Raw genomic sequence first — 14016 nt, 5'->3', positions numbered from 1 at the left:
ACGCCGAGTTGGTCAGCTCAACGGATCCAGCGTCAGATATGCCTGCTGCGGAGCGCCGTCGTGGACGAGGGACTCGTGGTGGCCGACGTCGTCGAAGGCGAACGCGTACGCCTTCCCGTCGGCCATCCGCTCGTGGATGATCCGCGCGTAGTGGTTGGTCACCCCGTCCTTGTAGAACGCGGCGGAAGAGCTGTCCGGCTGGTTGGGGTTGACCAGCAGTGTCGACCGGTTGAAGCCCGCGCACAGGGTGCGGGAGATCGGACCGCGGACCTCGTCGTTGGGCGCGTCGAGCAGCTTGTGGCAGCCGAAGACGCTGTCGGCGTCCGGCTTCTGGAAGCTGGTCACGACCACTCCCGCGCTGTTGGTGAAGCGCAGCACGCCGCCCGACACCCGGCCCTGGTACGTGGTCTGCGGCCGGTCGGCGAACGGGGTGACCGTCAGGGTGGTGGTCGCGTACTTCTGCCATACGCGGTTGATGTAGTCGTCCATCACGGACGCCGGGATCCTCCCGGTCCCGACCCCGTGCGCCGGGGACAGCGCCCGCAGCACGGTTCCGTCGGACCGCGTCTGCAACAGGCCGCCCCAGCCGCCCGGCTGGGCGCGCAGGGCCGTGAACACCCCGTTGTAGCCGCCCGGCTTGAGCCGTCCGGTGCTCGCCGTGGACCCGTCGGCGCGCCGCACCCCGACCGCGTACGGCGCGGAGAACATGTCGACCTGCGTGCTGTTGAGCCACAGCCCCGAGTCGTTCAGCGTGTACTCGGACCAGTTGAAGAGGATGTCGTGGTTGGGGTCGCTCGGGTTCTGCACCGCGGGCTGCACCAGTCCGCCGGTGGCGAGCCGGAAGTCGAGCTTGCGGCCGTAGGAGAAGTAGATCCGGCCGGAGAGCTTGGGGATCCGGATCGTCGTGGACTGGCCGGCGGCGGGGCCGGGGATGGAGGCGTCCGGGGCCGGGACGGGGGGGATTCCTCCGGCGGGCCAGGGGTGGAAGGTGCCGCCGGCGTCGGCCCAGCCCTGCTGACCGGTGGTCAGCGAGGTGCCGAGGACGTAGACGTGGACTTGGTCGCCGCGACCGGAGTTGTTGGTGATCTTCAGTGGGATCGTGGCGGGAACCGCGGCGTCGGCGGCCGGGGGTGTGCCGAGTGTGAGCAGGCCGCCGAGCAGGGCGGCGGCGACGGCCAGGGCCGCCGTCCGGGGGTGTCTGAGGGATCCGAGCATGCCTCACCTCCGTGCGGGGAGCGCTGTGGGGGGACTGGAGGGGATGTGCGAGTTTGGTCCGGACCAGTGCGTGAGAGCGCTCTCAGATTCGCGCCGCGACGCGCTCATGTCAATGCGTGCGACACGGCCGGAACTGATCGGAGAGGTGAGCCGGTGTCAGCGGAGCTGCCGGAACGTACGGCTCAGCAGATCGAGCAGCGCCGCCCAGTGCCGCCGGTCGCCCTCCTCGTGGTACGCGGAGGTGTCGGCCTGGGTGTAACCGTGCTGCGTGCCCGGATAGACCTCGCAGCGGTGCCGGACCCCCGCCTCGGTCAGCGCCTTGTCCAGCCGCTCCAGCTCCTCCGCGGAGTCGTTCTCGGCCTGCCCGAAATACACCTCCGCGGTGATGCGGTGGGCCAGCAGATGCGGGCTGTCCGGCAGCTCCGTCGCGAGCCGCGCCCCGTGGAACCCGGCCACCGCCGCGACCCGGTCCGGGTGGGTGCCCGCCGTGTACAGCGCGAGCTGGGCACCCATGCAGTAACCGACCAGCGCGACCGGGCCGTCCGCCGCCGCCGGGCAGTCGGCGAGATACCTCAGAAAGGCGTCCGCGTCCCCCATCGCCGCGTCAGGGGTCAGGGCGAGCACGAGCGGGGCGAGACGCCGGAACAGCCGCGGTCGTGCCTCGTCGTCGATGAACGCCGGCAGTTCCACCACCGGGGCGCGCCCGTCGCGGTGGAGCACGTTGGGCAACAGCACCGTGTACCCGGCGGCGGCCAGCCGGTCGGCCATCGACCGCAGCCCGGGGCGCGGCCCGAAGGCGTCCATGAAGAGCAGCACCGCCGGGTGCGGACCGCCGTCCTCCGGGTGGACGAGGTAGGCGTCGGCGATGCCGTCCTCGGTGCGGATGTCCACGGCGGTTCCCTGCACGGCGGTCATGGTGGTGGGGTCACCTCTCTGCGCTGGGCGATCAAGCCGGGCCCGGCGAGCCCGGCTTCGGCCATGGTGGCACGCCCGGCGCCGGACGCCGGGGCCCGCCCCGGCGGCTACTCGAACCGCGCCGTGTCGCCCGCTCCCCGCCGGACGATCTCCACCTCGCCGCCGGAGAAGTCGATGACCGTCGTCGGCTCGGTACCGCAGTCACCGGAGTCCACCACCGCGTCCACCGCATGGTCGAGGCGGTCCTTGATCTCCCAGCCCTGGGTCATCGGCTCGTCCTCGTCGGGCAGCAGCAGGGTGCTCGACAGCAGGGGTTCGCCGAGTTCGGCGAGCAGCGCCTGGGTGACCACATGGTCGGGGATACGCACCCCGACCGTCTTCTTCTTCGGGTGCATCAGGGCGCGCGGCACCTCCTTCGTCGCGGGGAGGATGAAGGTGTAACTGCCGGGCGTGGACGCCTTGATGGCCCGGAAGACGTCCTTGTCGACCCGGACGAGCTGGCCGAGCTGTGCGAAGTCCTCGCACACCAGGGTGAAGTGGTGCCGGTCGTCCAGCCGGCGGATGGAGCGGATCCGGTCGACCCCGTCCCGGCTGCCGATCCGGCAGCCCAGTGCGTAGCAGGAGTCCGTCGGGTACGCGATGAGCGCACCGGAACGGACGCCGTCGGCGATCTGCGCGATGGTGCGCGCCTGGGGGTTGTCGGGGTGCACGTCGTAGTACTTCGCCATCCGTCGAGCTTATGCCGTCCCGCGCGCCGGACCGGTCAGCCCCCCCGGGCGGCCGACCGCTCGGTTCACGACACCGGTGACGCGGCGGGGCGCCCGCTCCGGTCGGCACCACCGCCCGCGGCCGACCGCACCGCCTCCTGCCCGCCGGTTGTGCCTGCCTGCCCGTCCACCCGTCGGTTGTGCCTAACGGCTGGCCTCCGTGGCCTGCCGGCCCCGACCGGCGTCCCCGGCCCGGGTGGTCGGTTGTGGCGTTCACCGCCTGCGGGTCCTGGGGTTGTCGGTCGGTGCCGGCGTCCACCTTCGCGATCGCGGTGGCGGGCGCGCGGCGGTCGGTTGTGGGTTCCCGCCTGCTGGCCGGGCCTGCCGGCCGGCCTCCGCCGCCCGCCGGACGGCCGCTCTGCTCGCGGCCCCGGGCCAGTCCCGTCGGGCGGTCGCACCGCGCACCGGACGGGCCGCTTTGACGTAGGTATGGCTGGATACCTACCCTGGATGTCATGTCCGACACCGGCGCACCCGTGCAGCGCACCACCCGCGTGGCCTCCGAGCTGGCGGCCTGCCTGCCCGTGCTGTATCGGGCTCTGGACCGGCGGATCGGCCGGGAGTTCCCGCACCCCAAGCCACCGGAGGGACAGCTGATGCTGCTGCGCTTCGTCGCGCAGCAGGAGGGCTGCACGGTGCGCGAGGCCGCCGAGGCCCTGCTGATGAAGCCGAACAACGTCAGCGCCCTGGTCTCCCAGATGACCGAGCAGCAGTTGCTGGAGCGCCGGCCGGACCCCGACGACAAGCGCGTCGCCCACCTGCACCTCACCGAGACCTCCCGGCGCCGCCTCGCCGAGGTCCGTGAGCTGGAAGAGGCCCACCTCGGCGAGGCCCTGGCCGCCCTCACCGACGGCGAGCTGGACGCCCTCGGTGCCGCCACGGGCGCCCTGAAGTCGCTGACCCGTCACCTCCACCGCGCGCGGACCGCGTCCCCGGTGACGGCCGCCCTGCCCGCCGGGAGGGTGTGACCCCCCCCGGTGACCCCGCGCCGTCTGCGTGGTGCCTGCTCCGGTCGCGCGCGGCCCCTGGGGCCGCCGGAGGTGGGGTAACGTCCCCCCTCACGAACGACGGCAGCACGAGGAACGAGGAGAAGCCGACATGGCCGGCCGGGCACACGGGGCCGTCATGGGCGCCGCGCACCACACCGCCGCGCCGACCTGGGCGGAAGAACTCCTGGACCATCTGCGGCCCACCGGGCGCGACCCGCGCCGGGTCGTCGCCTGGCTCGCCCGGACCGTCGCCGCCGACGTCTGCCTGGCGGACGCCGACGGCACCCCGCTGGCCGGCCGGCCGGTCCCCGCGGACCCGGCGCTCACCGCGGACATCGCGACGGGCCGGATCGCCGCCGCCGCGCTGGAGGACCACGGACGCCATCTCCGCCTGATCCGCGTCACCTTGCCGCAGCCCGCGCGGGCCGCCGTGCTCACCGTGGCACGCACCGCGCCCTTCGACCGGCGTACGGCGGACATCGTCACCCACACCGCCGGCGCCCTGGAACTGCTGCTGCGCGCCCACGAGACCACCGCCGCCGGACACCGCCTCGAACGGGCCGCCTCCGACCTGCGGCTGGCGATCCTGCAACTGCTCATGGTCGAGGACACCGTCTCAGCCCGCCGGGTCGCAGCCGGGCTGTGGCCCGGACTCCTCGACACCGAGACGGCCCGCGTGTACGTCGCCGAATGCCACCCCGAGCAGCGCGACCGGCTCGCCGAGGCCTGTCTCCACGCCACGGGGGAGCGGGCCCTGGTGGTGCGCTGCCCCGCCCTGGACGGCCACGTCATCGTCGTCGTACCGGGCGAGACGGCCGCGGACGAACTGCGGTCGCTGATCGACGCCCGGCCCGGTACCTACCTCGGCGGCAGCACGCGGCAGAGCCTCGCCCGGACGGCGGCCGCCTACGGGCAGGCGGTCAGCGCCCTGGCCGTCGCCCGCTTCCGTTCCGGCCGGGCCGCGCTGTACGCCGAACGCACCCGGCCGGAACGCCTGATGGACCCGGGCGCCCTGCGCGACTGGACCCTCGCCGTGCTGCGTCCCCTGGACGGCCTCGCCCACCACGTCCGCGCCGAACTCCTCGCCACCACCCGGCTGGGTCTGGAGTTCACCGCCGTGAACACGGCGAAGGTGCTCGGCGTCAGCCGCAACACCGTCCGCGCGCGCATGGACCGCGTGGAGGGACTGCTGGGCACCGACCTCTCCGAGCTGGCCGTGCGCGCCGCAGTCCACCTGGCCCTGAACACCCAGGCCGGGCTGGGCAGCACCCTCCACGACCCCGCCGCGGCGGGCCGCACCCGACTGGGCGATCTGCTGTCGGGACCGGCGGTGCGGGCCTGGGCCCAAGGCCTGCTGGCCCGACTCGACGCCGACGGGCGCGACCTGCGCGGCACGCTGCGCGCCTGGATCTCCGCCGGCGGCAACGCCGAACGCGCCGCCCAGCGGCTGGGCGTCCACGCGCAGACCGTCCGCGAACACGTCCGGGCCGCCGAACCGGTCCTGGAGCGCCAGCTCCTCGCCGCGGGCAGCGACCTGTACGAAGTCGTCCTCGCCCACCTGGCGCTCGGCGACCTCCCCGAGCCCGTCCTGCGCACGGCAGACCGGAACAATCCGGACTCGGCTGTGCACGGGTGAGTCCTCCGCGTGCCGGAGCTGGCATCGGCGCGGTTTCCAAGGGCCGCACCCGGCACGTAGGTTCGGCACAGCAGGGAAGGCGCGACCGGAGCGGGGGACCGGTCGCGCCCCCACGCGGCGGCACCGCTCGGCCGTGGGGCAGGCTCACCGCCCGGCCGCTGATCTTCCCCGAGTGCGACCGCTCGGAGGCGAGCGGGGCGTCGTCCAGCGACGGCGTGATACGGCGTCGGCCTCACATCCGTCAGCGGCACCGCCGCCACCGGGCCCAGCCCCTCCGACGGCACGGGATTCCGGGCGTCGTCGACCAGTGGGTACTCCGCCATCGCGCCCGGCCCCAGTGGGTGGATGCCCAGCTCGGCGGCGATCGCCTCGACCGTGGTCGCCGCCAGACCGCGCTGCGGGACCAGCCCCAGGGCGGCGGCGGCCGGCGCGGAGCGGGTCTGCCGCGCCGCCGGCCGTCCTCGGTCGTGGACGGCGTCACCACCATGTCTTCGAGCGTACGCCGCTCATGTCCCGGCGGGAGATCTGTCCCGACGGGACATGACGCCTCGTGGGACGCCGCGCCTGGTGTGGCCCTCCGAAGGATGGGTACCCGGCCCGCAGCTTCGAGCTACGAGACATCGACCCGCACAGAAGGAGGAGGCCCGAGTGACCAGCAGCACGGAGACCGGCGGTGTGACCGGCACGGCGGACAAGGACTACAACCTCATCTGGTACGTGGAGGCGTGCCTCAGCAACGCGCTGCGGCTGGAGCAGTACATCCAGGACGCGGAGCGCGAGAAGGACACCGAGGTCGCGGAGCTGTTCCGCAAGGCCCAGGCGGACAGCCGCAAGGGTGCCGAGCTGGGCAAGGAACTGCTGCGGGCCCGGCTCAGCGGCGGCTGACGGGTACTCACCCACCCGGCCCGGACCCCGGCGACGCCCGGGGGCCGGGCCGTTGCCGTGCCGCCGCGCGGTTCCTCGGTCCGGCCCGGCCGGGGTCACGGCAGGGGCTGTTCGGCCCAGATCACCTTGCCGGAGGGGAGGTAGCGGGTGCCCCACCGTTCGGCCAGTTGAGCCACCAGGAACAGGCCGCGGCCGCCCTCGTCCGTCATGGCGGCGTAGCGGAGGTGGGGTGCGGTGCTGGTGCTGTCGAAGACCTCGCAGATGAGGCTGCGATCGCGCAGGACCCGCACCCGGATCGGGGCGCCGCCGTACCGGATCGCGTTGGTGACCAGTTCGCTGAGGATCAGCTCGGTGGTGAACGCCAGCTCCTCCAGGCCCCAGTCGGCCAGCCGCCGGGTGACCGAGGAGCGCACCTCCGCCACCGCCGCCGGATCGGACGGCACGTCCCAGGCGGCGACCCGGTCGGGGCCCAGTGCCCGGCTGCGGGCCACGATCAGCGCGATGTCGTCGCTGGGCCGGGTCGGCAGCCGCGCGTCCACGACCGCCCGGCAGGTGTCCTCCGGTGACGGCCCTGCCTGCTGCAGCGCCTCGCGCAGCAGGTCGAGTCCGACGTCGATGTCCCGGCCGCGGTCCTCCACCAGCCCGTCCGTGTACAGCACCAGCCGGCTGCCCTCCGCCAGCTCCAGATCGGCCGTCTCGAACGGCAGCCCGCCCAGACCCAGTGGGGGACCGGCGGGCACCTCGGGGAACTCCACCACGCCGTCCGGCCGCACCAGGGCGGGCGGCGGGTGCCCGGCGCGGGCGATCGAGCAGTGCCGGGAGACCGGGTCGTAGATCGCGTACAGACAGGTCGCGCCGGTGACCGGGGCGCTGCCGCCCTCCTCGGCCTCGTGCTGGTCGATCCGGGCCACCATCTCGTCGAGCAGCGTCAGCAGCTCGTCGGGCGCCAGGTCCAGCGCCGAGAAATTGTGCACGGCGGTCCGCAGCCGGCCCATGGTGGCCGCCGCGTGCAGCCCGTGCCCGACGACGTCGCCGACCACCAGGGCGACCCGGGCGCCGGACAGCGGCAGTACGTCGAACCAGTCGCCGCCGACCCCGGCCTGCGCCGGCAGATACCGGTAGGCGACGTCCAGCGCGTTCTGCTCGGGCAGGCTGCGGGGCAGCAGGCTGCGCTGGAGGGTCACCGCCATGGTGTGCTCGCGGGTGTAGCGGCGGGCGTTGTCGATCGAGACCGCGGCCCTCGCCACCAGTTCCTCGGCGAGCGCCAGGTCCTCCGCGTCGAACGGCTCGGGCTTGCGGGAACGCCAGAAGTTGGCCAGCCCCAGGATCAGCGATCCGGCCCGCAGCGGGGCGGTGATCAGCGAGTGGATGCCGTACTCCAGCACGTGCGCCGTGCGTTCCAGGTCCTGCGCCTGCCAGCCGGGGGACGCGTTCAGCCGGGGCTCCAGGATGGCCTGAGCGGTGCGCAGGCTGCGCGCCTGCGGGGAGGAGGGAACGAACCGGATCCGCCGGCCCACCGGGTACAGCGGCGGGTCCTGGCGGATCCCGCCGAAGGCGGTACGGCGCAGCTCGAGCCCGGCCTCCGGCTGCTCCCCTGCGAGCACCGCGTCGAACAGGTCCACGGTCACGAAGTCCGCGAACCGGGGCACCGCCAGCTCCGTCAGCTCCTCCGCCGTCCGGGTCACATCCAGGCTGGTGCCGATGCCGACCCCGGCCGCGTACAGCATGTCGAGGCGTTCTCGCGCCACCTCCGCCCGGCCGGACAGGGCGCGCAGCTCGGTCGAGTCGCGCAGCGTCGCCACACCGCCCGGCGGGCCGCCCGCCAGGTCCGTGGGCCGCTGGTTGATGGCCAGCAGCCGGTCCTTGACCAGCCGCACCTCGTCCGTGGCGACCCGGCCGGAGGCCAGCAGCTCGGCGGCGGCCGGGTCGAGACCCAGCTCCCGCACATGGCGGCCCTCGGCGTCCTCGGGCAGGTCCAGCAGGCGCCGCGCCTCGTCGTTGGCGAGCAGCAGTGCGCCGTCGCCGTCCATGATGAGCACGCCCTCGCGGACGGCGTGCAGCACGGCGTCGTGGTGCTCGTACATCCGGGTCATCTCGCGCGGCCCCAGCCCGTGCGTCTGCCGCAGCAGCCGCCGGCTCACCAGCGCGGTGCCCGCCGTGGCCACCGCCAGGCCCACCGCCGCGGCGACCAGCACCAGCGGCAGCTGCCGGTCGGCGGCGCCGCCCACGTGCTCGGTGGTGATCCCGGCCGAGACCAGGCCGACCACGGGGCCGTCGGGCTCCTGGATCGGCACCACGGCCTGCACCAGCCGCCCGATCGTCCCGTCGATCTCCTCGGTCACCGGCTCACCGGCCAGCGCGGGTTCGATGTTCCCTACGAACCTCTTGCCGATCCGGTCGGGCAGCGGGTGGGTGTAGCGGATGCCGTCCGGGTTCATCACGACGATGAAGTCGACGCCCGTCGCCTTGCGTGCCGCCTCCGCCCGCGGCTGGAGCACCGCGGTGGGATCCCGGCCGGCGAGCGCCTCCCGGGTGCCCGGCGCCTCGGCGAAGGTCTCGGCGACGGCGAGTGACCGGTTGCGGGCCTCCTGCGTGCTGTCGTAGCGCGCCTGGAGCACCAGCGCCACCACCGCGGCGGCGACCAGCACCAGCACGACGACGACCTGGAGCACGAAGACCTGTCCGGCGACACTGCGTCCGCTCAGCACCGACCGCAGCCCGCCCGCCGGCTCCGGCCGGCCGGCGCTGCGCCGCGGTCCCGGCCCGCCGCCCGGCAGAGCCTGTGCCACCCGCCGGGTGCGCGCGGCGCCGGGCGGTCCGGTGGACCGAGCCCGGGATCGACCCAAATGTCGGACCATGTGCCCTGTCTACACTCCCCGGCCCCGGGAGGCGAGGGGCGTCACCCGGGGCTGTCGTACGGTCGGGTTCATCCGGTGGACCGGAGGCAGTCCCGCGGCAGGGTTCGTCGGGTGCGCCCGGGGCGGTCCCGCGGTGGGGTGCGCCGGGGATACGGGAGGGGGGCCCGTGGCGGCCGGGTTCGTCCGGTGCGTCGGAGGGGGGCCCATGGCGGCCGGGTTCATGCGGTGCGTCGGAGGGGGGCCCGTGGTGGCCGGGTTCGTCCGGTGCGTCGGAGGGGGGCCCGTGACGGCCGGGTTCATGCGGTGCGTCGGAGGGGGGCCCGTGGCGGCCGGGTTCATGCGGTGCCGCCCGGCGCGCCGCGTCGGCAGGCGAGCAGCAGCGCGATGTCGTCCGGGCGGTCGACGGCGTGCCGGGCGGCCGAGGTGAGCCGGTCGGCGACCCCGGCCAGCCAGCGCCCTCCCGGCCGCGGCGGCGGGGCACCGGCCTTGGCCAGGGCCAGCCGCAACGCGGTGATGCCGTCGTCGATGTCGCCGCCGGGCCGCTCCACGAGCCCGTCGGTGTACAGCGCCAGCAGCGCGCCCGGCGCCATCGGCAGCTCCGACACCGGATAGTCGGCGTGCGCGTCCACCCCGAGCACCACCCCGCCGGGCAGGTCCAGGACCTGGGTGCGGCCGTCCGGGTGACGCAGCAGCGGCGGCGGATGGCCCGCCCGGACGAACCGGGCGACGCCGGTGGCCGGATCGAGCCGCACATAGCAGCAGGTCGCGAACTGGCCCGGATCCAGGTCGATGAGCAGCCGGTTGGTGCCGCCGAGCACCTCGTCCGGCGGCCGGTCGTCCAGCGCGAACGCCCGTACGGCGCTGCGCAGCTGCCCCATCGTGGCGGCCGCCTGCACTCCGTGCCCCTGGACGTCGCCGATCACCAGCGCCACCCCGTCACCGGCCTCCACCACGTCGTACCAGTCGCCGCCGACGTCCATCCCCTGAGTGCCCGGCAGATACCGGCCCGCGGCCTCGACCCGGGGGTGCACCGACAGCCGCCGGGGCAGGAGTGCCCGTTGCAGGCCGCGGGCGAGCGCGGCCTCGGTCTCGTAGCGCTGGGCCTTCTCCATGGCGTGCGCGATCACCCCGGCGAGCGCGGTCAGCACCGTGCGCTCCTCGGTGCCGAAACGGCGTGTCCGGTCGAAACCCAGGATGCAGGAGCCGACCCGCCGCCCCGAGGCGATCAGCGGCAGAAAAGCGCGGGCGCCCACCGTCGCGTCCAGCGGGATGCCGGGATAGGCCGCCGCCAGCTGCTCCATCGAGTCGAAGAAGAGCGGCTGACCGGTGGTGAGCGTCTCCACCCCGGGCAACCGGGCATCGAGGCCGACCCCCTGGAACGGCGCGAGGAACCCGGGCGGGAAGCCGCTCTCCCAGGCCAGGTAGAGATGCCGGTCCTGGAGGAGGTAGATGGCGAGCCGCCGGCCGCCGAAGGCGGGCAGCAGCTCCTGCATGACCACCGCCGACACCTGCCGGGCGGTGACCGCCTCGGTCAGCGCCAGCGCCAGCACGATCGGCCGGTACGCCGGAGACGCCGCGGCCGGCCCGGCCTCCGCGGCCTCGGCCGCCGGCGACCGGACGGCCGGCGTCGCGGCGGCGTCCGCGCCGCCCGTGGACCGGGCCACGGTGCAGGTCAGCACATCGGCGCCGGGATGCACCGAGACGGCCAGCCAGTCGCCCTCACCCGGACGGAACGGCTCGTCGGGCCGCCGGTCCGCGCCCGCGGCGTACTCCCGCTCCCCGCGCGGCGGCCGGCGCACGTGGAAGTGCACCGGGTCGGGCGCGAGCAGCGCCGCCCGCAGATGGTCCTCGAAGGCGGGCTGGCCCAGCCAGGGCACGCCCTCCCACAGGGGCCGCCCGAGGAACCTGGCCCGCGGCTCGCCCAGCAGCCGGGCGGCGCTCGGATTGGCGTGCACGATCCGGCCCAGGCGGTCCAGGCAGAACATGCCCTGCGGCAGCTGGTCGGCGGCCGCGTCGGCCACCGAGCCCGCGTCCAGGACGATGCCCTCGACGCGCGACGGCGTCCACAGCTCCACCCGCAGCGCGACCCCGTCGGCGGTCCGCACATACAGCGGCCCGGCCGGAGCCGGGGCGCCGCCGGCCGTCTCCCGCAGCAGCTCCAGGAGCCGTTGCGCGTCCTCCCTCGTCAGGGTCCGCACGAGTGCGCGGGCGCTGCCGGGCAGCTCATCGGGGGCCAGCCCCAGCAACACGCCCAGAGTGCCGTCGCCGGTGACCACGTCCGCCGCCGGATCCCAGCGGAACCGGCCGACCCGCACCGACGCCGGGCGGGTGGCCGGCGGCGCGACGCACACCGGCTCCTCGTCCCAGACCAAGGCCGGGTCGTCGGCCTCCAGAGGGCGCACCGCGGCGCTCAGCTCCTGGGCCAGCTCGGCCAGCCGGTCGCGGGCGGGGAGCAGCTCCGCGGCCTCCGGCGTGGCCGGCCGCAGCACGGTCAGCACACCGAACGTTTCCGCCGCCCCGGCGACCGGCACACAGATCGACCCGATGGGGAACGGCAGCGCGGCGGCGAACTGCGGGTAGCGGCGCATGGTCTCGGTGGTGTTCGGCAGCACCACCTGGACGCCCAGCCGGTAGGTGTCGGCGACGGGGAAGCGCCGGTCCACGTGCACCCGCCACCAGGGCCGGAACAGCGCCCCCGGCAGCCCGGCGAGGGCGGCCATCCGCAGCACCCCGGGTGTCGAGGACCGCATGTACAGCCCGGCGGCACGGGCTCCGGCGGCGCCGATGGCCTCGATCGCGGCGTCGGTGAGCAGCGCGGTCAGCCGCGCCCGCGGCCCGCTCCGGTCCTCGCCGCTCCCAGTCATCGGTCCTGTCCCCGTCCACGCGTGCCGCAGCGCGGGCGACTGGGTCCGGCACCGGCCGCCTGCGCCCGCACACGACACAGCAAGCATGCGCCCGCACGCCCGCCGCCCGCACGCGGGCGTGCGCCCCGCGTTCCGCGCGGCCCGGGCTGCTCTGGACGGCGCGGGTCAGGAGGTGCGAAGGGTCCGCTTGGCGAGTTCGAACGCCGGAAGCATCGCCTCGTGCTCCTCGTCGTCCAGCCCGCCCAGGTGCAGGACGACCGGTCCGCCCGCCGTGGTGACGGCGAGCGCGTGCTGCCGCTTCGTCTCCTCAAGGATCTCGCTGGTGCGCAGGTATGACACCTCGACCCCGGTCAGGTCACCCGACCGGAAGGTGCGGTACTCCTGCTCGCCGATGCTCACCTCGTCACTCTCCTCCGCGGTCACGAAGGCCTCCAGCACGGTCCGCGCGTCGTCGTCGCCCGGTTCACCGGTGAAGACGCGCAGAAAGCCGATGTTCCCGGCGGGCTTGGCGTCCACCTCGCACGCGGCGACGACCGGGCCCTGGCGGAGCAGCGAGTCGGCGATCTCGGCGGCCAGCTCCTCGTCCAGGCTGTCCGGGTCGTCCGAGCCGCCGTCCTTCAGCTCGTCCACCGCCACCTCGGCCCCGGCGGCGTCGATCGCCTCCGCCTCCCAGCGGGCGGCGATGTCGAAGGTGACGGGCAGCTCGCAGGCGGAGCCCGCCGCGCCGATGCTCCCGCCGCGCTCGGCGTGCGCCGCGTCCGCGCCCGCCGGGGCACCGGCCGACGTGGTCGGCGGGACCTTGGCGTCCGGCTCGGCGGTGTCCGAACATCCCGTCAGCACCACGGCCGCCAGCGCGGCCGAAGCCATCATCCGTCCCGCCGTCCCCACCCTGACCTGCACAGTCCCGTCTCCTCTCGATGTGGCGCGCCACTGTATCCGAGGGGACGACAGCCGGGTCAGCGGACCAGGGCGGTACGAGCGGCCTCGATGGCCTGAGCGGCGTACGACCGCCCGAACAGCACGACATGGACGAGCAGCGGGAACAGCTGGTGCAGGGCGACCCGTTCCCGCCAGCCGTCGGCGAGCGGGGCGGCCTCCTGGTAGCCGCCGAGAACGCGGTCCAGATGCGGGCAGCCGAAGAGCTGGAGCATCGCCAGGTCGGTCTCGCGATGTCCGCCGTGTGCGGCCGGGTCGATCAGCCAGGCCCGCCCGTCGGCTCCCCACAGCACGTTTCCGTTCCACAGATCGCCGTGCAGCCGGGCCGGCGGTTCCTCGGGTCCGGCCAGCTCGGGCAGCCGGGCACAGACCCGCTCGAACACCCGGGCCTCCTCGGCGCCCAGCACCCCGTCGTCGACGGCGCGCCGCAGGTACGGCAGCACGCGGTGCTCGGCGTACCAGCGCGGCCAGTCGGCGCCGGCGACGTTGCGCATGGGGGCCAGCCCGATGGAGGCGTCCTCGGGGCCGTGCGGCGGCGGTGCCCCGAACGCGGGCGCGCCCGCGGCGTGCAGCGCGGCCAGCTCCCGCCCGAACCGCACGGCCGCCTCCGCGCCGGGCCGGCCCGCCGGGACCCTGTCGATCACCAGCCACGACCCGTCGTGTCCGTGGACGGCGGGCACCCGTACCGCGCCGGCCTCCGCGAGCCACCGCAGTCCCGCGGCCTCGGCCCGCACTCCGCCCGGCGCCTCCTGCCGCTTCACCATCACCACCGGGCCGCCGCGCAGCGTCACCTCGGCGAGCGCTCCCGACACCCGGCGCACTCCGGCCACTTCGCGCCCCGTGAAGCGCGCCGCCACCGCCGCCGGGCCGTTGTCTCCGTCCACTTCACGCACGGTCACCAGCGTACGACCGACGGCCCGCACCGCCCTCGCCGCACCCGATGTGCCGCAG

At 74.9% G+C, this 14016-nt stretch carries 10 protein-coding genes; 3 read left to right on the top strand and 7 right to left on the bottom strand.

Annotation, left to right across the window (positions count from 1 at the left end; genetic code table 11):
• Positions 1–12: 12 nt before the first annotated feature.
• From VE614_RS28535 to VE614_RS28525, 3 genes are all read right to left on the bottom strand, one after another.
• Positions 13–1215, bottom strand: coding sequence for a glycoside hydrolase family 64 protein (locus VE614_RS28535; protein ID WP_324943372.1), 1203 nt, complete (start codon positions 1213–1215; stop codon positions 13–15).
• Positions 1216–1371: 156 nt separating this feature from the next.
• Positions 1372–2130, bottom strand: a complete 759-nt coding sequence (locus tag VE614_RS28530) for a dienelactone hydrolase family protein (RefSeq protein ID WP_324943370.1) — start codon at positions 2128–2130, stop codon at positions 1372–1374.
• Between the two features lie 107 nt (positions 2131–2237).
• Positions 2238–2858, bottom strand: a complete 621-nt coding sequence (locus VE614_RS28525; RefSeq protein WP_324943367.1) for an L-threonylcarbamoyladenylate synthase — start codon at positions 2856–2858, stop codon at positions 2238–2240.
• 494 nt (positions 2859–3352) lie between these two features.
• On the opposite strand from VE614_RS28525, the gene VE614_RS28520 reads away from it, so the two are divergent.
• The 3 genes from VE614_RS28520 to VE614_RS28505 all read left to right on the top strand — a co-directional run bounded on the left by VE614_RS28520 (position 3353) and on the right by VE614_RS28505 (position 6407).
• Positions 3353–3865: a MarR family winged helix-turn-helix transcriptional regulator gene (locus tag VE614_RS28520; RefSeq protein WP_324943364.1), complete on the top strand. Its 513-nt coding sequence runs from the start codon at positions 3353–3355 to the stop codon at positions 3863–3865.
• 130 nt (positions 3866–3995) lie between these two features.
• Entirely contained in the window at positions 3996–5522 is a 1527-nt protein-coding gene (locus tag VE614_RS28515) for a helix-turn-helix domain-containing protein (RefSeq protein ID WP_324943361.1), read from the top strand.
• 648 nt (positions 5523–6170) lie between these two features.
• Entirely contained in the window at positions 6171–6407 is a 237-nt protein-coding gene (locus tag VE614_RS28505) for a hypothetical protein (protein WP_043497902.1), read from the top strand.
• A gap of 95 nt (positions 6408–6502) precedes the next feature.
• Here the strand turns inward: VE614_RS28505 and VE614_RS28500 are convergent, their stop codons facing one another.
• The 4 genes from VE614_RS28500 to VE614_RS28485 form a co-directional block, all read right to left on the bottom strand.
• Entirely contained in the window at positions 6503–9265 is a 2763-nt protein-coding gene (locus tag VE614_RS28500; protein WP_324943356.1) for a SpoIIE family protein phosphatase, read from the bottom strand.
• Positions 9266–9600: 335 nt separating this feature from the next.
• The gene (locus VE614_RS28495; protein ID WP_324943353.1) at positions 9601–12129 is read right to left on the bottom strand and encodes a SpoIIE family protein phosphatase; all 2529 of its coding nucleotides are present in this window, start codon (positions 12127–12129) and stop codon (positions 9601–9603) included.
• A 165-nt stretch (positions 12130–12294) separates the two neighbouring features.
• Positions 12295–13029: a lipoprotein gene (locus tag VE614_RS28490; RefSeq protein WP_324943350.1), complete on the bottom strand. Its 735-nt coding sequence runs from the start codon at positions 13027–13029 to the stop codon at positions 12295–12297.
• 56 nt (positions 13030–13085) lie between these two features.
• Positions 13086–13958, bottom strand: coding sequence for a fructosamine kinase family protein (locus VE614_RS28485; RefSeq protein ID WP_324943348.1), 873 nt, complete (start codon positions 13956–13958; stop codon positions 13086–13088).
• Positions 13959–14016: the final 58 nt, after the last annotated feature.

This window comes from Streptomyces sp., from assembly GCF_035645055.1.
In the GTDB taxonomy this organism is placed as follows: Bacteria; Actinomycetota; Actinomycetes; order Streptomycetales; family Streptomycetaceae; genus Streptomyces.
Note: the sequence above shows the minus strand (reverse complement) of the source record. Positions and strands in the feature narration are given on the sequence as shown.